The 19,924-nt window shown below is 44.4% G+C and carries 21 protein-coding genes; 19 read left to right on the forward strand and 2 right to left on the reverse strand.

Going from position 1 to position 19,924, the window contains the following annotated elements; genetic code table 11:
- Nucleotides 1-65: 65 nt before the first annotated feature.
- From BKD12_RS09135 to BKD12_RS09180, 10 genes are all read left to right on the forward strand, one after another.
- Nucleotides 66-326, forward strand: a complete 261-nt coding sequence (locus BKD12_RS09135; protein ID WP_070089018.1) for a DUF4160 domain-containing protein — start codon at nt 66-68, stop codon at nt 324-326.
- Nucleotides 327-345: 19 nt separating this feature from the next.
- Complete coding sequence (locus BKD12_RS09140) at nt 346-630, forward strand: DUF2442 domain-containing protein (protein ID WP_070089019.1); 285 nt, start codon at nt 346-348, stop codon at nt 628-630.
- Nucleotides 631-1,009: 379 nt separating this feature from the next.
- Nucleotides 1,010-1,558, forward strand: a complete 549-nt coding sequence (locus BKD12_RS09145) for a DUF6707 family protein (RefSeq protein ID WP_070089020.1) — start codon at nt 1,010-1,012, stop codon at nt 1,556-1,558.
- 68 nt (nt 1,559-1,626) lie between these two features.
- On the forward strand, nt 1,627-2,223 hold the full coding sequence (locus tag BKD12_RS09150; protein WP_070089021.1) for a hypothetical protein: 597 nt from the start codon (nt 1,627-1,629) through the stop codon (nt 2,221-2,223).
- 34 nt (nt 2,224-2,257) lie between these two features.
- Nucleotides 2,258-2,650: a hypothetical protein gene (locus BKD12_RS09155; protein ID WP_070089022.1), complete on the forward strand. Its 393-nt coding sequence runs from the start codon at nt 2,258-2,260 to the stop codon at nt 2,648-2,650.
- Between the two features lie 15 nt (nt 2,651-2,665).
- Entirely contained in the window at nt 2,666-3,211 is a 546-nt protein-coding gene (locus tag BKD12_RS09160) for a T6SS immunity protein Tdi1 domain-containing protein (RefSeq protein WP_070089023.1), read from the forward strand.
- A gap of 112 nt (nt 3,212-3,323) precedes the next feature.
- Nucleotides 3,324-3,779, forward strand: coding sequence for a hypothetical protein (locus BKD12_RS09165; RefSeq protein WP_070089024.1), 456 nt, complete (start codon nt 3,324-3,326; stop codon nt 3,777-3,779).
- A 381-nt stretch (nt 3,780-4,160) separates the two neighbouring features.
- Entirely contained in the window at nt 4,161-4,499 is a 339-nt protein-coding gene (locus tag BKD12_RS09170; protein ID WP_070089468.1) for a hypothetical protein, read from the forward strand.
- 182 nt (nt 4,500-4,681) lie between these two features.
- The gene (locus BKD12_RS09175) at nt 4,682-5,230 is read left to right on the forward strand and encodes a suppressor of fused domain protein (protein WP_070089025.1); all 549 of its coding nucleotides are present in this window, start codon (nt 4,682-4,684) and stop codon (nt 5,228-5,230) included.
- Nucleotides 5,231-5,302: 72 nt separating this feature from the next.
- A complete protein-coding gene (locus tag BKD12_RS09180) occupies nt 5,303-5,641 on the forward strand; it encodes a hypothetical protein (RefSeq protein WP_070089026.1) in 339 nt (112 codons plus the stop codon).
- An 86-nt stretch (nt 5,642-5,727) separates the two neighbouring features.
- On the opposite strand, the gene BKD12_RS09185 is transcribed toward BKD12_RS09180, so the two are convergent.
- Both BKD12_RS09185 and BKD12_RS09190 read right to left on the reverse strand, forming a co-directional pair.
- On the reverse strand, nt 5,728-6,525 hold the full coding sequence (locus BKD12_RS09185) for an ABC transporter permease (protein ID WP_070089027.1): 798 nt from the start codon (nt 6,523-6,525) through the stop codon (nt 5,728-5,730).
- The gene (locus BKD12_RS09190; RefSeq protein WP_070089028.1) at nt 6,518-7,285 is read right to left on the reverse strand and encodes an ABC transporter ATP-binding protein; all 768 of its coding nucleotides are present in this window, start codon (nt 7,283-7,285) and stop codon (nt 6,518-6,520) included. Before BKD12_RS09190 ends, BKD12_RS09185 begins: the two co-directional genes overlap by 8 nt.
- A 162-nt stretch (nt 7,286-7,447) precedes the next feature.
- Here BKD12_RS09190 and BKD12_RS09195 point away from each other — a divergent pair, with 162 nt between their 5' ends.
- The 9 genes from BKD12_RS09195 (at nt 7,448) to BKD12_RS09235 (ending at nt 19,903) form a co-directional block, all read left to right on the forward strand.
- The gene (locus BKD12_RS09195; RefSeq protein ID WP_070089029.1) at nt 7,448-8,062 is read left to right on the forward strand and encodes an epoxyqueuosine reductase QueH; all 615 of its coding nucleotides are present in this window, start codon (nt 7,448-7,450) and stop codon (nt 8,060-8,062) included.
- A gap of 32 nt (nt 8,063-8,094) precedes the next feature.
- Complete coding sequence (gene argH / locus BKD12_RS09200; protein WP_070089030.1) at nt 8,095-9,474, forward strand: argininosuccinate lyase; 1,380 nt, start codon at nt 8,095-8,097, stop codon at nt 9,472-9,474.
- Nucleotides 9,475-9,489: 15 nt separating this feature from the next.
- Nucleotides 9,490-10,575, forward strand: coding sequence for an aspartate-semialdehyde dehydrogenase (gene asd, locus BKD12_RS09205; RefSeq protein WP_070089031.1), 1,086 nt, complete (start codon nt 9,490-9,492; stop codon nt 10,573-10,575).
- A gap of 92 nt (nt 10,576-10,667) precedes the next feature.
- On the forward strand, nt 10,668-12,785 hold the full coding sequence (gene ppk1 / locus BKD12_RS09210; protein ID WP_070089032.1) for a polyphosphate kinase 1: 2,118 nt from the start codon (nt 10,668-10,670) through the stop codon (nt 12,783-12,785).
- A gap of 18 nt (nt 12,786-12,803) precedes the next feature.
- Nucleotides 12,804-14,834, forward strand: a complete 2,031-nt coding sequence (locus BKD12_RS09215; RefSeq protein WP_070089033.1) for a DNA topoisomerase — start codon at nt 12,804-12,806, stop codon at nt 14,832-14,834.
- On the forward strand, nt 14,831-15,499 hold the full coding sequence (locus tag BKD12_RS09220) for an LbetaH domain-containing protein (protein ID WP_070089034.1): 669 nt from the start codon (nt 14,831-14,833) through the stop codon (nt 15,497-15,499). Before BKD12_RS09215 ends, BKD12_RS09220 begins: the two co-directional genes overlap by 4 nt.
- A gap of 39 nt (nt 15,500-15,538) precedes the next feature.
- The gene (locus BKD12_RS09225; RefSeq protein WP_070089469.1) at nt 15,539-16,015 is read left to right on the forward strand and encodes a methylglyoxal synthase; all 477 of its coding nucleotides are present in this window, start codon (nt 15,539-15,541) and stop codon (nt 16,013-16,015) included.
- Between the two features lie 225 nt (nt 16,016-16,240).
- Nucleotides 16,241-17,770 (forward strand): sodium/proline symporter, encoded by a 1,530-nt coding sequence (locus BKD12_RS09230; protein ID WP_070089035.1) that lies wholly within the window; start codon nt 16,241-16,243, stop codon nt 17,768-17,770.
- A gap of 144 nt (nt 17,771-17,914) precedes the next feature.
- A complete protein-coding gene (locus BKD12_RS09235; protein WP_070089470.1) occupies nt 17,915-19,903 on the forward strand; it encodes a 2-isopropylmalate synthase in 1,989 nt (662 codons plus the stop codon).
- Nucleotides 19,904-19,924 lie beyond the last annotated feature (21 nt).

A 19,924-nucleotide genomic window follows, 5' to 3' on the forward strand; every position in this document is an offset into this window, starting at 1 on the left:
TCTAAGTTATAATAAAATTAGTCATATGTAATAAAGAAGTGGGCTGTTAAGGTGGAGGTATATGTATGCCGGAAATTGCGTTGTTTTACGGAATAAGGATTACTATGTATTATGATGACCATAACCCGCCACACTTTCACGTGGAGTATAATGGGAAAAAAGCTTTGATCGATATAAACGATGCTTGTGTTTTGCAAGGGGCATTGCCGTCAAGACAACTGAAACTTGTGTTGGCATGGTGTGTGATCCATCAGGATGAACTAATGCAGGACTGGGAACTTGCGAAGGATGGAAAACCATTAAACAAAATCAATCCTTTGGTTTAAATATGAAGGAGGCGCTGTAATGTTAGATTATATTCCGACTGTGGTCCAGGTAATACCGTATGAAGATTATACTGTGGATGTATATTTCGATGATGGGAAAATTGTGTGCTGCCATGCAGAAAAGGATCTGTCACCTGGCATTTTTGATCGGATAAAGGCGTATCACATTTTTATGAATAGATGTATGGTTTTAAATGGTACATTGGCATGGGATGTGGCTGGAGGAAGAAATGTAAACGAGTGCGTTGATATTGATCCATTATATTTACATGAGTTGGAAAAAAGTAAAGAAAGAATAGCATAGAATATTAAATGCATAAACCGCACTTGGGTGTGATATGGTGTGAAGTAATGAAACATGTAAAGTGTTTAGAAAAGGAGTGGATAGTTGATATTCCGCTCTTTTTGTGTAGGAGGAGAGTATCCATGGAAAATCTCTTTTTGTTCCTGCTCTATATTGCTTTTGCATTTATTTTAGGGATTTTATCAGTTGTATTAAAGAAAAAGCATACTCAATTATATAATAAATCTACCCCCATTACATGAAGCTTCGGTGGAAAATGGTGCGGAAAAATTGAGAAAGATTTATAGTATTTAAAAACGGTTTATGGAAGCAGACTCTGCCGGCCATAAACCGTTTTGCTCTATCATTTGAATTGCATTGGAAAGAAGGAGATAAAATCATGAGCGAAATTATACAAAATATTATGGATACTGTGGATAAAAAAGGGATTCAAAGCAACTGTAAGAAAATCCTGAAAAAATGCAGTATGAAATCTGCGAAGGATACAGGTCTGATTACTGAATTGGCAATATGGCTGTATGTTTATGACTATAAAAGAGAAGCTGTTTCGGTATGTGATCTATTTAAAAATGAAAGTTTTGATGGAAATTATACATTATGGGACAATATCGACCATGCCTGGTGTCTGAAAGCCAGAATTCTCAGAGAACAGGGAGATTTGAATGAAAGCAAACAGATCATAGAATTTGTTAATCAATATAGAAAACCTGAACTATATAAAAATGGTGTGGACTGGTTTTTAAATACTTTGGATATTAATATCCAGAGTAATTTGGAAGAAAACTGTAAAGCCGGAGCAAAAAGCTGGAGATTATTAAAATTTGAATTGGCGATTGCATATAGGGAAGCAGGCAAATACCCTGTATCGGATGATGAATTAGAAATGATTATAAAAGAGCTGAAGGAGCTATTATCGAAAGAAAAATAAACTTTACGTGAAAATGGATATATTTTACGATATGATAAAGTCACAAGATTAGAGGGAGGAACTCATCTATGGTTATTATTGATAAAACTGCATGGCAGATTGATGGAGGGATTCCGGAGGATTTAGAGGCGTGTTACGATGAATATTTAAGAGTTATTGCAAAGGATAAATACGGCATTGATTTTAACGGAGAAGAACTTGAGAAAATATATAAAAAATATAGAGAATTTGAAAATTTTATGGCGTGGGCAAAACAAGAATTTGGGTATCTGATCCCACAAGAATATCTGAATTTTTTGGAAAAGGGAGAGTTTGATTCAACGGTAAGAAAATATTATGTTATTGATGAAGAAAATGCGTTAGAAATATCAGAATGGTTTACTCCTGATAATATACCATCAATATATAAAAATTGTTGTGAGGAAAAGATGATTGAGAAATATCACCTGCCTATTCTAGATAGTTGTGGCTGTATAGCTGTGCTGAACTGCGGTTCCGGAGCGGATACATATGGGCAGATTTGTTTAAGGACGCCTACGGGATATTACGACGAGGATCTTCAGGAAAATGTTTATGATGAAATGGAATTTGTTGCGGAGAAATTTACGGATATTATCAGTAATTTAAAGAACGCAGAGCAACTGGAAAAAATGGGGATCTTCTAATTTGTGTATGGATTGATAAAAGGAGTGGGAAAATATGAGATTCGATGCAGTGCCGACAACTGGAGTTAATGAAGTTAAATTTGGAATGAATAGAGAAGAAGTTAGGAGGTTATTGGGATCAGCAACAGAATTTTATAAATTTGATGATGATGTCAACACGACAGATGACTTCGGATTTTGTCATGTATTTTATGATGACAATAATGAATGTGAAGCGATTGAAATTTTTGATGAAGCTGAAGTATATGTAAATGGATTACTCATTTTTCCAACTGACTTTGAGACAGCGAAAAAAGCGATTGGAGATTTTGAGCAAGATGATGAAGGATTAATTAGTATTTCAAAATCAATAGGAATTTATGCTCCCGATGGCGATATGGAGAGTATTTTATTTGCAAAAGAAGACTATTACAATGATGAGACATAATTGGAAGTGATGACTATGAAATTTGAAATGTTTAACGATTTTGTACATTCTGGTAAAGTTGACGAGAATTGCATCCGGAAATACAGCGGGAAAATCCCGCAAGTCTTGATGGATATCTGGCAGGAATATGGATTTGGGTCGTTTTTTGGCGGATATCTCAGGGTTATAAATCCTGATGATTATATGGATATTTTAAAGGACTCTTATTTCAGGGGTGATGTCTCCATTCCTATTTTGGTTACGGCGTTTGGGGATGTTATTACATGGGAGGAAGGCAAATATACAAGAATCGTCAGATATCGTTATAATGATTTTGAACTTATGATTGGCCGATTTGATCTATTTTTTAAATTGCTTGGCGATAAAGGCTTCCTTAGAAGATTTTTTACACTGGAAGATTATGCTCAGGCTGTTGAGAAATATGGGAAACTTGCAGATGATGAATGTTTCGGTTATGTCCCTCTTCTTGCGCTTGGAGGAAAAGAGGATGTGGAGCATCTGCAAAAAGTGAAAACGAAAGAACATATCGCTGTAATCGCTCAGCTGACCAGCGGTGTGTAATGTAGTTACTGTATTTTTGCGTTAAAATTTAAAAATTTGATTGAAAGGGAAAATGCTACGGGTATTTCGTTAACCGAGACCAGCGTAGTATAGTATTAAATGGATCATAAATATGAAAAGAACATTCAAAGTTTTCGCACCAAAATGGATTTATAAATTAGCGCTTACAGGATTTTTGATTTGTGTTTTAATTCCTGGACTGGTTTGTCTGATAGATGACGGCAGTATGGTAGGTACTATTGTATCTGCTGTATTATTCAGTCCGTTTCTCGTTGGTGCATTATGCGGGTATCGGTTCAGGATCATTGTGTGTCAGGATACTATAACAGTAAGACGGGGAATTGGAAAAGGATATAGCTTTCATGTCAATGAAATAACAAAAGTAGTACGCAGGGTTAATAGAAATACTAATTTAGGAACACTGGTCAAAGTAACCATATATACAAAGTCCAGACATGTCTCTGTGGAAACGCTTATGACGGGCTTTGAAAAGATGGAATCTTATATAGCAGAAAATGTTGATCCAAAGAAAATAGTGACAAAAGAAAGGATACAAAATGCAAATTAGCAAACGACACTGTCCGATATGAGTAAGAGGAGAATTTATGAATAAAAATGATTTTTATATGCAGATGAAGAATACTTACTTATATGTATTCGGAACAGGGAACGAGAATGATGTCATGGTCGATTGCACAAGAAAAGTATAACGATAAGCTTTACTTTAGAAAAAATCCTGTTTATAAGGTTGAGAATTCCTTATTAATAAAATGGATGTTAATAGAATCATGCGGTTTTTATTCAGAAACTGATCTTACTCATTACTGTATTGTTACTGAACAGGATGTTGTAGACATAATTTCTATGTGTGAACCAACGTATAGAATTATATCTACTGAAACTCAGTGGGCAACCAAAAGTTTTAACTATTGATCGGAAAGGGGTTTTTATGGGAATTATAGGAATTAAACTTTCAGAGTGTGCGTTCACTGCTTCTATTGCAAAGATAGTAAGAAGGTATAGAGATATTTCGATATCAGAGGTGAAAAGAATTGTTTTGAGTAATGATTATCTTATAAGTTGTGATTATATAGATGCGGTTGGAATAACAAAGATTCTTAATTTGCGGCATGATTTAGAAAGTAAAGGAGTTTCAAGTGTAATATATGAACATGATAGTGTTACGTCAGTTGAGTTTTTACTTAATTCATTAGCTTCTTATGAGGAGACTGCTAAACAGATTGAAACTGATATGAACAATGAAGCATTAGCAGCAGAGAGAAAATGATGGTAACTATTGCACTTTTATAGATTCTTTGACTCAAAGCGAATATCTTCAATCTACAAATGCTAAAGCCGTGAGAGAAGCTCCGAGGAATGAACGTGTTAATAATATGAAAGCGCAAGAGTACAATGTCCAAAGTGTAATCAAGGACATCAATTTGAAGGAATAAAAGGAGACTTTTCAAAATGAATAATATGGGTGAAATGATTTTGGATCATTACCAAAAATATTTAGGAGAATTCATTGGTGCAGAATCATATAGTGACAATGAACATCAAATTCAACTTTTAGGTTTTGACAAGGCAATAGAAAATTGCTTATTGTTTGCAACTATAGGATTATCTAAATATTCAGAAAGTATAAATAATTGTTGTGAAGTGATTATGGCAACGGATAGCGATTATAATCAATGCGCTGAGATCTTTATGAACGCAATTTTTTATGTGGTGTCAAATAAAATGAATTTTGGCAGAGGTGTTTTGATAGATGGTATTGACAATAATTTTGAGGGATTTTCAAAACAACATAATAAGGCAGCGGTATATTTTACAGAATCCTATGTCCTTCCGGAAAATTTTTCGATAATCGAGGGTAAGTGCAAAGTATATATGGGATTTTTAGTTTCTCAAAAAGAAGTAGGTTATGTAAAAAAATATGGATGTGAACAATTTGAAGAACTATTAGAAGAAAAAAATGTGGATGTCATTAATATAGACAGAAAATCCGTTATATAAAAAAGGGGTATTAAATTATCGATTTGCTAAGGCTATATCCAGTGCGCCGCTAAAATAAGTAGGAGACCAGCTATGAAAAGCAATGAAAGAGAGCTTATTATAAATCTTATAAAATTATTTAAAGAAATGTACGATATTATTGTTTCAAATCCTAACAATGATATCAATTATGGAAAGAGAACCATAAAGAATATAGTTCAATACCTTGAAATGGAATTGGCCAATGACACAATAGGATATGAAGAATTAGTTAGTGAGGTGACGGGGCAATATAAAAGTATGTTTCCACCGAGAGGAGGATTGAGTGAGTTTTATATATGGGATAATAGCTATGAGGTAAGATATCGGGCAAACCACGAATATGAACAAATTAAATTGCAAATTGAGGCGATTTTAAGTAAATGTAAGTAGCTTACTTTTTTTGTTCGCCTTAAGCACAGCACTGCACGCTGTGCTTAAGGCGAGTGTCGTTTTGCCTGTAATCCATTGTTGGCATATCAAAATCTTTTCCCGCATAATTTTTCTATTAACTCAATCACCGCATACAGCACCATTGCCATGATGCATAAAAGCACGATGGACATCAGAAGCCAATCCATCTTGAAGACCTGGCTGGAGTAAATGATCAGATACCCAAGGCCGTTTCTGGCCGCCAGGAACTCTCCGATGATCACGCCCACCAGGCAGAGGCCGATGTTGACCTTCATATTGCTGATGATAGCTGGGATGGAGCTTGGCAGGACGACTTTTGAAAGGGCATGGAAGCGGTTTCCGCCCAGGGTATAGACCAGCTTGATCTTTCCGGGATCTACGGTGGTAAAGCTGGTATACAGGTTCAGGATGCTGCCGAAAATAGCCACAGACATGCCGGCCACGATGATGGTCGTCTTCGTGGCGCCAAGCCACACGATCAGAAGCGGAGCCAGGGCGGATTTCGGCAGGCTGTTTAAGACCACCAGGTATGGGTCCAGGATTTCGGAAAGCTTGCTGCTGAACCATAGGGCGACCGACGCCAGGATACTGACAAAAGTCACCAGAAAAAAGCTGGCCAGCGTTTCATATAAGGTGACGCCCATGTGGAGGAAGATGCTGCCGTCTTTGACCATTCCCCAGAAGCAGAGGGCGATCTTTGATGGGCTGCTGAAGATGAATGAGTCGATGATACCCACGTTTGCGGTAAATTCCCAGATGAACAGGAAGCTTAAAAGGATCAGGATTCTGGAAATGCAGACGATACGCTGGTGTTTTTTATGCTGACGGAGATATTGCATTTGTCCGGCAGATAGATTATTCATTTGCATTCAGCTCCTTCCAGATTAATTGAAAATAGGTTTTGAATTCCGGAGCATTTCTCCGGTTTAAAGGAGTGTCCTCATCAAGGTCGAATACCAGAGGTATGGTCTGCAGGATAGACGCAGGACGCTTCGACAGGATGATGACCCGGTCGGCTAATGAGATGGCTTCTGACAGGTCGTGAGTCACAAGTACGGCGGACTTTTTCTCGCGTCTTAAGATCTGGCCGATGTCATCTCCTACGTTCAGACGCGTCTGATAGTCCAGAGCGGAGAAGGGTTCATCCAGCAGAAGAAGGTCTGGTTCCAGGACCAGCGTGCGGATGAGGGCAGCCCGCTGGCGCATGCCGCCGGACAGTTCCGAGGGCCTTGAGTTCTTGAACTGCTTCAGGCCGTAAAAATCCAAAAGTTCATGGGCCCTCTGCCTGGTCTTTGCCGTCATCATGTGCTGGATCTCCAGGCCCAGCACTACATTGTGGTAGATGGTGCGCCACTCAAAGAGCTCGTCGTGCTGCAGCATGTAGCCGACGTTGGTGGTGCTTTCATTCAGGTATTTCCCGTTGATCTTGATCAGTCCTTTTTCCGGGATAAGAAGCCCGGAGATCAGTGACAAAAGCGTGGTTTTCCCGCAGCCGGAGGGGCCGACGACGGCGATAAATTCTCCCTTTTCCACGGCAAAGGAAATGTCCTGAAGGGCCGGTGTTTCCCCGTCCAGTGTATGATAAGAGTAGTGGATATGTTTCAGCTCTAATACTTGTTCCATGAGAACCTCCCCGGATTGACTATATACCATTTTATGCAAATAACAGGAATTCGTGCCGGATTGTACTTGTCAGAACCTGTGGAAACGGGTATAATTCAATAGTAATGTCGCACCCTGCGGCAGGAAACAAAAGCGAATTACATCCGAAGGAGAATGGTTTGGATGAACTATCAAAAAGAGCTGGATAAGCTGCTGGCACAGCTTGAGAAGGAAGAGCGGGTACCGAGTCTTCTGCTCCACAGCTGCTGTGCTCCGTGCAGCAGTTATGTATTGGAGTATCTGGGCCAGTATTTTAATATCACGGTTTTTTATTATAATCCCAATATTTTTCCTGAAAGTGAATATACCAAAAGAATCTTAGAGCAGCAGACCCTGATCGGACAGATGCGGGTAAAATATCCGGTTTCCTTTATTGCCGGAAGTTACGATAAGGACCGTTTCTATGAGATGGCAAAGGGGCTGGAGCATGTGAAAGAAGGCGGAGAACGGTGTCTGAAATGCTATGAATTAAGGCTTCGGGAGTCGGCCTGGATTGCAAAAAGCGGCGGGTTTGACTATTTTACCACCACACTTTCGATAAGTCCGATGAAAAATGCGGCGCGGTTAAATGAGATTGGTCTAAGACTGCAGGAGGAATACGGGGTAAATTATCTTATTTCGGATTTTAAGAAAAAGAACGGTTATAAGCGCTCTATCGAATTGTCAAAGGAGTACGGCTTGTACCGGCAGGACTACTGCGGCTGTGAATTTTCAGTCCGCGGCGGCAAAAACGGATAGAAGAGAACAAAAAGAAAGGGAGAACATCTTTTATGGCACAATTATGGGGCGGACGTTTTACCAAAGAAACAGATCAGTTAGTTTATGACTTTAACGCATCCATCACGTTTGACAGGCGGATGTACGAAGAGGATATCGAGGGAAGCCTTGCACATGTGAAGATGCTTGCCCGTCAGGGAATCCTGACGGAGAAGGAAAAAGAAGAGATCGTCGCAGGACTGAACGGCATCCTTGAGGATGTAAAGGCGGGCAGACTTGAGATTTCAGAGCAGTATGAGGATATCCACAGCTTTGTGGAGGCAACACTGACAGACAGGATCGGAGAACCCGGGAAAAAGCTGCATACAGGAAGGAGCCGCAACGACCAGGTGGCGCTGGATATGAAGCTTTATGTCAGAAAGGAGACGAAGCAGCTTGACGCGCTTCTGAAGGAAATGCTTGAGGCACTGCTTTCCATCATGGAGGAGCATGTGGACACCTATATGCCGGGATTTACTCATTTGCAGAAGGCTCAGCCCATCACCCTGGCCCATCACATGGGAGCGTATTTTGAAATGTTCCGGAGAGATCATGAGAGGCTGGGAGATATTCTGAAACGGATGAACACCTGTCCGTTAGGATCAGGGGCCCTGGCCGGCACTACTTATCCTCTGGACCGGCAGTATACCGCTGAACTTCTGGGCTTTGAGGGCCCGACACTCAACAGCATGGATGGTGTTTCTGACAGGGACTACCTTTTGGAGCTTTTGTCGGCGCTTTCCATTACCATGATGCATTTGAGCCGCTTTTCTGAAGAGGTGATCATCTGGAATTCCAATGAGTACCAGTTTGTAGAAATTGATGACGCCTACAGCACCGGAAGCAGTATTATGCCTCAGAAGAAAAACCCGGATATTGCGGAGCTGGTAAGGGGAAAGACGGGACGTGTCTATGGTGCGCTGCAGGCGCTTCTGGTATCTATGAAAGGAATTCCTCTGGCATATAATAAGGATATGCAGGAGGATAAGGAATGGGCCTTTGACGCGATAGATACAGTGCAGCATTGTCTGGCTCTTTTTACCGGTATGCTAAAGACCATGCGGTTTAAAAAAGACCGGATGGAGAACAGTGCGAAGCACGGATTTACCAATGCTACGGATGCGGCGGATTATCTGGTAAATCACGGAGTAGCCTTCCGGGATGCCCATGGTATTGTGGGAAGACTGGTGCTTCTTTGTATCGAAAAGGGCATTGCGCTGGATGAGCTTCCTCTGGAGGAATATCAGAAAATTTCACCGGCATTTCAGGAAGACATCTATGAGGCTATCAGCCTTGGAACCTGCGTCAACAAGCGGGTGACTACGGGCGCTCCCGGAAGGGACGCTATGCTTAAGACATTAGAGCTGTATCATAAATACATGGAACAATACTAAGGGAGGAGAGATTTTATGGAACAGAAATTGAAAGTAGGAATCCTGGGAGCGACGGGAATGGTAGGACAGCGTTTTATTTCCCTGCTGGAAGATCATCCCTGGTTCGAAGTGGTGACGGTGGCGGCAAGTCCCCGTTCCGCAGGCAAAACTTATGAAGAAGCGGTGGGCGGACGCTGGAAAATGACGACGCCGATGCCGGAAGCCGTTAAGAAACTGATCGTACATAATGTCAATGAAGTAGAAGAGGTGGCATCTACGGTAGACTTTGTATTCAGTGCCGTAGATATGACAAAGGATGAGATCCGAGCCATCGAGGAAGCCTATGCAAAAACAGAGACTCCGGTAATGTCTAATAACAGCGCACACCGCTGGACGCCGGACGTGCCGATGGTGATCCCGGAGATCAACATCGATCATTTTGATGTGATCGAGGATCAGAAGAAGAGACTGGGGACCACACGTGGATTTATCGCGGTGAAACCGAACTGCTCGATCCAGAGTTATGCACCGTGCCTGGCTGCATGGAAGGAATTTGAACCGACAGAGGTGGTGGTAACTACTTATCAGGCAATCTCCGGCGCAGGGAAGACCTTTAAGGACTGGCCGGAGATGGTGGAGAATATCATCCCTTATATCGGCGGCGAAGAAGAAAAGAGTGAGCAGGAGCCTCTTAGAATCCTCGGCAGAGTAGAGGGCGGACAGATCGTGAAAGCCGAGACGCCGAAGATTACCTGCCAGTGCGTGCGCGTACCGGTGCTGAATGGGCATACGGCAGCAGTCTTCATCCGGTTTGCAGGGGAACCGACGAAGGAGCAGCTGATCGAAAAGATGGAAAGTTATCAGGGATTTCCGCAGGAGGCCGGGCTTCCCAGTGCTCCGAAACAGTTCATCCGCTATATGGAAGAGGCTGACCGTCCGCAGGTAAGCCTGGATGTGGACTATGAGAATGGAATGGGCATTTCCATCGGACGTCTCAGAGAAGACAGTATTTATGACTATAAATTCATTGGCCTTTCACACAATACGGTCCGCGGGGCAGCCGGCGGAGCGGTGCTGTGTGCGGAAGCACTGGCTGCAAAGGGCTATATTAAAGCAAAATAAGAAGGAACATAAAAGGGCTGCGTTTTCACAGCCCTTTTACTCACGTATTTGACGGCAGATGAGCAGTAGAAAACCTGCCTGGAGGGAAGCATATGGGAAATGAGAGACTAAACTATACACAGAACCGGGAACTTTCCTGGCTGAAGTTTAACCAGAGAGTCCTTGAAGAAGCACAGGATGAGAGTGTGCCGCTGCTGGAGCGGATGAAATTTGTAGCAATCTTTACCAGCAATCTGGATGAGTTTTTTATGATCCGGGTAGGAAGCCTGTTTGACATGGCTCATACGGATGCAAATGCCAGGGACAGCCGGTCCGGCATGACGCCGAAAGAACAGCTGGAACAGATATTTGCCGCGGTGGCGCCCCTTTATAAGGAGAGGGATAAGACCTATGCGGAGATCAAAAAGCAGCTGCATCCCTACGGAGTCTGTGGACTGGACTTTAAGGAGCTGGAGCAGCAGGAAAAGAAGTATGTGAAAAAGTATTTCAAAGAGCAGATCCTGCCGGTGCTCTCACCACAGATCGTGGATGCAAACCATCCGTTCCCTCATCTTCTGAACAAAGAAATCTATGTAACGGCAAATCTGACGCATAAGGAGAAAGGATCAAAGGCAGTGCATACATTAGGCATTGTCCCGGTGCCGCAGTTTATCTCAGAGGTGCTTTATCTGCCTGGGCATGATATCCGTTATATCCGTATGGAAAAGGTGATCCTGGAGTATCTGAATCTGGTCTTTGACCAGTATGAGGTGTCTGAAGGAAATTATATCTGTGTGACGAGAAATGCAGATATCGCACCGGATGATGAATCGCTGGATGTAACAGAAGATTTTCGGTTTCTGATGAAACAGACGCTCCATAAGCGGCGCCGGATGGCTGTAGTGCGCCTGGAGACAGCGGAAAAGCTGAAGCCGGAGATGGAGAAATATTTCTGCGAGAAGTTCAAGATTTCTCCAGAGCAGATTTTCCGCACTAAGATGCCCATGAAGCTTTCTTATGTGTTCTCCATAAGCGGTGATCTTCCGGATTCCATGAAAAGGTCGCTGATCTATCCGCCTTTTGTGCCGCAGGCGTCTGCCCACGTACAGGAGAGCAGTATGATGAAGCAGATCCGGAAGAAGGATATTCTGCTGTTCTATCCGTATGAGAGCATGAATCCGTTCCTCAGATTGATCAAGGAAGCCTCTACAGATCCGAATGTAATGACGATCAAGATCACCATCTACCGGCTGGCGAAGAAGGCGAGACTGGTGGAATATCTGTGCGCCGCTGCTGAGAATGGAAAGGAAGTCACTGTCCTGATCGAGCTTCGGGCAAGATTTGACGAGCAGAATAATATTGACTGGTCAGAGCGGATGGAGGAGGCAGGATGCCGGGTAATCTATGGAATGGAGGGCTATAAAGTTCATTCCAAGATCTGCCTGATCACATACCGGAACCGGAATGATATCCAGTATATCACGCAGATCGGTACGGGCAATTATAATGAAAAAACGGCGGGCATGTATACAGATCTGTCCCTGATGACGGCAGACCAGGCGATCGGGCGCGATGCCGCGGAATTTTTTAAGAATATGTCTATCGGAAACTTAAGCGGCACCTATGAGCATCTGATCGTATCGCCTACCAGCTTAAAGCAGAATGTTCTCCGTCTGATCGATGAGGAGATTGAAAAAGGAGAAAACGGCAGGATCGTCATGAAGATGAATTCCCTGACGGATGTGGACTTTATTGACAAGATCTCCCAGGCTTCCCGGGCGGGGGTAAAGGTTGATCTGATCGTCCGGGGAATCTGCTGTATCCTGCCGGGAGTTCCCGGATATACAGAGAATATCCGTGTCATGAGTATCGTGGGAAGATACCTGGAGCATCCAAGGATTTTCTGCTTCGGGACGGGAGTAGAGCAGAAAATATACATCGGATCAGCGGATATGATGACCCGGAATACAGAAAAGCGGGTGGAGGTAGCATGCCCGATCCTGGATAAGGATATTAAAAATCAGATCAACCATTATATGAGAGTAATGCTCAGTGATAATGTAAAAGCAAGGGTGCTGCAAAGTGACGGCACCTATAGAAAGAAAAGGGCGGCCCAGACGATGGTGGACTCCCAGGCTACATTTATGGAGGAAGCACTGCAGGCAAAGAAGGAAAGTCCGGAAGAAGGCACTTCCTTCTTTAAGCGCCTGGCAACCCTTTTTCGAGGATAAAGGAGTTTTTGGTTTTATATGGGGAAAGCAGTCTACATTGCCGAAAAGCCCAGTGTGGCGCAGGAATTTGCAAAGGCATTAAAGTTAAAGACCAGAAGACAGGACGGATATCTGGAAGGGGAAGACGCGATCGTTACCTGGTGTGTGGGGCACCTGGTGACGATGAGCTATCCGGAAAGCTACGATCCGAATCTGAAAAGGTGGAGCCTCGGGACTTTGCCTTTTATACCGGATACATTTAAATATGAGGTGATACCGGGAACGGCGAAGCAATTCCGGATCGTGGCGGGAATCCTGAACCGGCCGGATGTGGATACCATTTATGTCTGCACCGACTCGGGACGGGAAGGAGAGTATATATACCGGCTGGTGGAGCAGGAGGCAAAAGTAGAGGGAAAAGTAAGAAAAAGGGTCTGGATCGATTCCCAGACAGAGGAAGAAATCTTAAGGGGTATCCGGGAGGCAAAGGACTTAAAGGAATACGATAATCTGTCGGCGTCTGCTTATCTCAGAGCCAAGGAGGATTATCTGATGGGAATCAATTTTTCCAGGCTTCTTACCTTAAAGTATGGAAACGGGATCGCAAACTATCTGAAAACGAGATACTCCGTGATCTCTGTCGGCCGGGTCATGACCTGTGTGCTGGGAATGGTAGTGCGTAGAGAACGGCAGATCAGGGAATTTGTACAGACACCCTTTTACCGGGTGACGGGGCTTTTCGGGGAGGATGGAGCCGCTTTCGAAGGAGAATGGCGGGCGGTCAAGGGCTCCCGCTGGTTCGAGTCCTTCGATCTGTATAAGGATAATGGATTCAAAGAAAAGGAGAAGGCCGAAGAGCTGATCCGATATCTGAAAGAAACAGATCCTTATATCGGGAAGGTGGCGTCTGTTGAGAAGAAGAAGGAGAAGAAATATGCACCGCTGTTATTTAATCTGGCAGAGCTGCAGAATGAGTGCTCCAGAAGGTTTAAGATCAGTCCAGATGAAACCTTAAGGATCGTACAGGAGCTGTATGAGAAAAAGCTGGTCACCTACCCGAGGACCGATGCCAGGGTATTGTCCAGTGCGGTGGCAAAAGAGATCCATAAGAATTTAAACGGTCTTATGAAGTATGAGGCGGCGGTTCCTTTCCTTCAGGACATCCTGGCCATGGGATCCTATAAGGGGCTGGAAAAGACCCGGTATGTGAATGACAAGCAGATCACGGATCACTATGCCATCGTTCCGACCGGGCAGGGAATGGGATCACTAAAGAGCCTTCCGGGGCTCTCCGCGCAGGTGTATGACGTGATCGTGCATCGGTTCCTTGCCATTTTCTATCCGCCGGCTGTTTATCAGAAGGTGGCGCTTACCGTAAAGATCGGAGAAGAGTCCTTTTTTTCCAGCTTTAAGGTGCTGACGGAGGAAGGATATCTGAAGGTGTCGGGAACGCCGGCAAAGAATGATTCCTCAGAGGAAAATGAAAAAAGTGTTGACGATACATTTTGGGCCGCGATACAATCATTAAGGAAGGGCAGCACCCTTGCGGTACAGTCACTGGACATTAAAGAAGGGAAAACCTCCCCGCCGAAGCGTTACAGCTCCGGATCCCTGATTCTTGCCATGGAGAATGCCGGGCAGCTCATTGAAGATGAGGAGCTCCGCTCCCAGATTAAGGGAAGCGGGATCGGAACCAGTGCTACCAGGGGAGAGATCCTGAAAAAGCTGTTTCATAATAAGTATCTGGCATTAAATAAGAAAACACAGATTGTAACACCTACTTTGCAGGGGGAAATGATCTATGATGTGGTGGATCATTCTATACGGTCTTTGTTAAATCCGGAGCTGACGGCCAGCTGGGAGAAGGGCCTTACTTATGTGGCGGATGGAGAGATCACTTCAGAGGAATATATGAAGAAGCTGGATCAGTTTATCATAAGCCGGACAGAAGGTGTAAAAGGCCTTCATAATGAAGGGCAGCTTCGTGCCTGTTATGACAAGGCGGCAGCATTTTATAAGAAAACGGGACGAGAAGGAAAAATAAGTAAAAGGAGTGCGAAGAAATCATGAAAGCATTAACCATTGAAGCATTGTATACATTGGAAGAGACCATTGCGAAGGATCTGTTTCAGGGAGTGGTATATCCATGGGAGGTCCTGCCGAAGATCCATGATTTTATCCTGGAGCTTGGGAAGCACCTTCCGGAGGATGAATATGAAAAAGTGGGAGAGGACGTGTGGATCGCTAAATCTGCAAAGGTATTTCCTTCCGCTTATATCCATGGACCGGCTATTATCGGAAAAGAAGCCGAGGTACGCCACTGTGCCTTTATCCGGGGCAATGCCATCGTGGGAGAGGGCGCTGTGGTAGGAAATTCTACGGAGCTTAAAAATGTAGTATTATTCAATAAAGTACAGGTGCCCCATTATAATTACGTGGGGGATTCCATCCTGGGATACAAAGCACATATGGGCGCCGGTTCCATCACCTCCAACGTGAAATCTGATAAGAAGCTTGTGGTGGTAAAGACTCCTGAAGGAGGAATTGAGACCGGCATGAAGAAGTTCGGGGCAATGCTGGGAGATGAAGTAGAAGTGGGCTGCGGCACTGTATTAAACCCGGGAAGCGTAGTCGGAAAGCAGAGCAATATCTACCCGCTGTCCAGTGTGCGTGGATTTGTGCCGGCGCACAGCATCTATAAAAAGCAGGGTGAAGTAGTAGAAAAACACGAATAAAACTGCCAGAAGATCAAAGAAGAGAAGGGAGCGATGGAAATGGAAGACAGATTTGTAACATTTCGGATGGAAAAGGCTAAACATATTGCATTGGTAGCACACGACGGAAAAAAGAAAGAAATGGTTGACTGGTGTGACCGTAACAAGGAGATCCTGAAAAGCCATTTCCTCTGCGGAACTGGTACGACTGCCAGGCTGATTTCAGAGAAGACCGGACTGCCTGTAAAAGGTTACAACAGCGGCCCCTTAGGAGGCGACCAGCAGATCGGGGCAAAGATCGTGGAAGGCCAGATTGATTTCATGGTTTTTCTGTGGGATCCGTTGGAGGCGCAGCCTCATGACCCGGATGTAAAAGCTCTTCTCCGGATTGCAGTAGTCTATGACATTCCGGTAGCCAATAATCTGGCAACGGCAGATTTCATGCTCCATTCTGAATATATGTCCGGAACCTACGATAGACGTGTAGAGAATTTCAACAGAACTGTCCAGGAAAGAGTCGAAAAAATGAAGGAATAAAAAACAGAAAGAGACAATCCCAGAGAATTAGGATTTTTTAGTTCTGAATCCTCTGCCGGACTGTCTCTTCCCTTTTATCTTCGTATTTCCCGATGTCCCTCTTTTAGGAGAAAATCAGTTGACACAGGGCATACACCTGTGGTATATTTTTTTTGGAACAAAACTTTAATACTTTAAAGCGCAACGGTTTAAAGCGAGAAAAGAGAAAGAAGAGGGATTAGAATTATGATGATTAAAGTAATACTGCTGGTTATATTTTTTGCGGTGATGGTGGCCGTGGGAATTTATTCCAGAAAACATGCTATGAGTGTGGATGGCTTTGTGCTGGGCGGAAGATCCGTCGGGCCGTGGCTTACGGCGTTTGCGTACGGGACCTCTTATTTCTCTGCAGTAGTGTTTGTGGGATATGCCGGGCAGTTTGGATGGAAGTACGGCCTTGCCAGTACCTGGATTGGCATCGGCAACGCGGTGATCGGAAGTCTGATGGCCTGGGTGGTCTTAGGGAGACGAACCAAGGTCATGACCCAGTATCTGAACTCCAAGACTATGCCGGACTTTTTTGGAAGCCGCTATGGGAGCAAGCCGCTGAAGATCGCGGCGTCTGCAATCGTCTTTGTATTTCTGGTGCCTTATACGGCGTCTATTTATAACGGGCTGTCCAGGCTGTTTGAGATGGCTTTCCACATCCCCTATGCATGGTGCGTGATCGGGATGGCGGTATTTACAGGAATCTATGTGATCCTGGGCGGCTATATGGCCACGGCGATCAATGACTTTATCCAGGGAATCATTATGCTGGTGGGGATTATAGTTGTGATTGCCGCCGTGCTGAATGGTCAGGGAGGTTTTCTGGAAGCGGTGGGAAAGATGGCGGAGATCCCAAGCGATGTGGAGATTACCTTGGGACAGCCTGGAGCCTTCACCTCCTTTTTTGGACCGGACCCCGGAAATCTGCTTGGCGTGGTAATCCTGACCTCTCTTGGAACCTGGGGACTGCCGCAGATGATCGGAAAATTTTATGCGATCAAGGATGAGAAATCCATCAATACCGGGACGGTGATCTCCACGGTATTTGCTATCGTTGTTTCAGGAGGCTGCTACTTCCTGGGAGGCTTTGCCAGGCTCTTTGACGCCCCGGCGATTTATGATGAAGCGGGAGCGGTGGTCTATGACAGCATCATTCCTCATATGCTGTCGGCGCTGCCGGATATCCTGATCGGGATTGTAGTAGTCCTGGTGCTGTCCGCCTCTATGTCAACCCTGGCTTCTTTGGTGCTGACATCCAGTTCTACGCTGACGCTGGACTTCCTGAAGGATAACCTCTTAAAGGAGATGAGTGAAAAGAGGCAGGTCCGCACCATGCAGGCGCTGGTGATATTCTTTATTGCGGTATCTGTATTTATCGCATTGGATCCCCCTACCTTTATTGCACAACTGATGGGGATATCCTGGGGTGCGCTGGCAGGAGCTTTTCTGGCGCCGTTTCTCTACGGGCTGTACTGGAAGGGGACGACCAGAGCAGGTGTGTGGGCAAGCTTCATTGTAGGAGTGGGGATCACAGTAGTCAACATGTTTATGCCATTTATTGAATCCTCGATCAATGCGGGGGCGGCTGCCATGGTGGCAGGACTGATCGTGGTGCCGGTGGTGAGTCTGATCACGCCAAAGCTTTCCAGGGAAAAGACGGATGCCATTTTCTCCTGCTATGAAGAAAAGGTAACGATTACCAAAAAACGTTCACTGGAGCAGAACTAAAGGAATGATAAAAAAGATCAAGGAAAGTGATTAAAAACACCACTTTCCTTTTTCTTTTATATATGTTAGGATATAGAAGTGTTAAAAAAAGACAATAAAATTGATGATTATTACTGGTATGAAATAGAAAGAGAGGGAACTGTTATGGAAAACTATCAGAAGTATGAAAGATCTTATTTTATGCCCCCGGAGGTAACCTATGACTGGGTGAAGAAGGAATATATCGATCGGCCGCCGATCTGGTGCAGCGTGGATCTTAGAGACGGCAACCAGGCGTTGATCGAGCCGATGAGTCTGGAGGAAAAGCTGGAGTATTTCCAGATGCTGGTTGATATTGGGTTTAAAGAGATTGAAGTGGGATTCCCGGCTGCGTCGGAGACAGAGTATCAGTTTATGCGTACCCTGATCGACAAGAATATGATCCCGGACGATGTAACAGTACAGGTGCTGACTCAGGCAAGGGAGCATATTATTAAACGGACATTTGAAGCAGTGAAAGGTGCTCCCCATGCGGTAGTGCATCTTTACAATTCCACATCCGTGGCACAGAGAGAGCAGGTATTTAAAAGAAATAAGGAAGAGATTAAAAAGATCGCTGTGGATGGAGCAGAGCTTCTTCTTAAACTGGCGTCTGAGACAGATGGAAACTTTACATTTCAGTACAGCCCGGAGAGCTTTTCCGGAACAGAAGTAGACTATGCGGTGGAAGTCTGCAATGCAGTGCTGGACGTATGGAAGCCGACAGCCGATAATAAGGCTATCATCAACATTCCTACGACAGTGGAAAACGCTATGCCCCACGTATTTGCCTGTCAGCTGGAATATGTGAACAAACATTTGAAATACAGAGATAACGTAATCCTTTGTCTGCATCCGCACAATGACAGAGGATGCGGCGTGGCTACGGCAGAGCTTGGAATCCTGGCCGGTGCGGAGAGAATCGAGGGAACGCTGTTTGGAAACGGTGAACGTACCGGAAATGTAGACATTGTTACACTGGGAATGAATATGTATTCTCACGGTGTGGATCCGGGACTTGATTTTTCTGATATGAAGCATATCCGGGAGACTTATGAAAGACTGACCAGGATGCAGGTAGATCCCAGACAGCCGTATGCGGGAGATCTGGTATTTACGGCATTTTCCGGTTCCCACCAGGATGCCATCGCAAAAGGCATGGCATGGAGAGAAGAGAAGAACTGCGACAAATGGACGGTTCCCTATCTTCCGATCGATCCTCAGGATGTGGGAAGAAGATATGATTCTGACGTGATCCGTATCAACAGCCAGTCCGGCAAGGGCGGTGTCAATTATATCCTGAGGCAGAGCCACGGCATCAACCTTCCGCAGAAGATGCGGGAAGAGGTAGGATATCTGGTAAAGGATGTGTCGGATAAGGCGCATAAGGAGCTCACCCCTGACTGGGTATATCAGATCTTCTCCGATAATTACATCAACACAAAGCCGGTATTCCACATAGATGAATGTCATTTCAAACAGGTGGACGGAATCACTGCGGATGCCACCATCAATCATGGCGGGGAGAGCCGTACGATCACGGCTATGGGAAATGGACGTCTGGACGCGGTAAGCAATGCGATCAAACAGTATTTCAACATCAGTTATGAACTGACCTTCTATGAGGAACATTCTCTGACCAAGGGTTCATCTTCTAAGGCAGTAGCCTATGTGGGAGTGATCTGCAAAGGAAAAACCTTCTGGGGAGTGGGAATTGACGCGGATATTATCAAGGCTTCCATAGAGGCTTTGACAGTAGCGGTCAACAAGATTGAGGAGATCGGTCATGCGAAGACCTGCACAGATGAACGGATGCTGGAGATCCTGAATTATATCCAGGCAAACTATATTGACGTGACGCTGGATGACCTGGCTGAAAAGTTTTATCTTTCCAAGCCGTATATTTCGAAATACATCAAAGAGAAATCGGGAATGACCTTTGGCGAGCTGGTAAAAAAGATCCGGATGAAAAAGGCCAAGGCGCTTCTGAAAAGCAGCAATATGACGGTGGAAAATATTGCCCTGACAGTAGGATATCAGAATGTAGAGCATTTTAACCGTCTGTTTAAAAAAGCTTATCAAATGACTCCGATGCAGTTTCGGAATCAAAAATAAATAAAAGAAGAGAGGTTTTGA

Origin of the sequence: Merdimonas faecis, from assembly GCF_001754075.1 — a bacterium.
GTDB classification, from domain to species: Bacteria; Bacillota; Clostridia; order Lachnospirales; family Lachnospiraceae; genus Merdimonas; species Merdimonas faecis.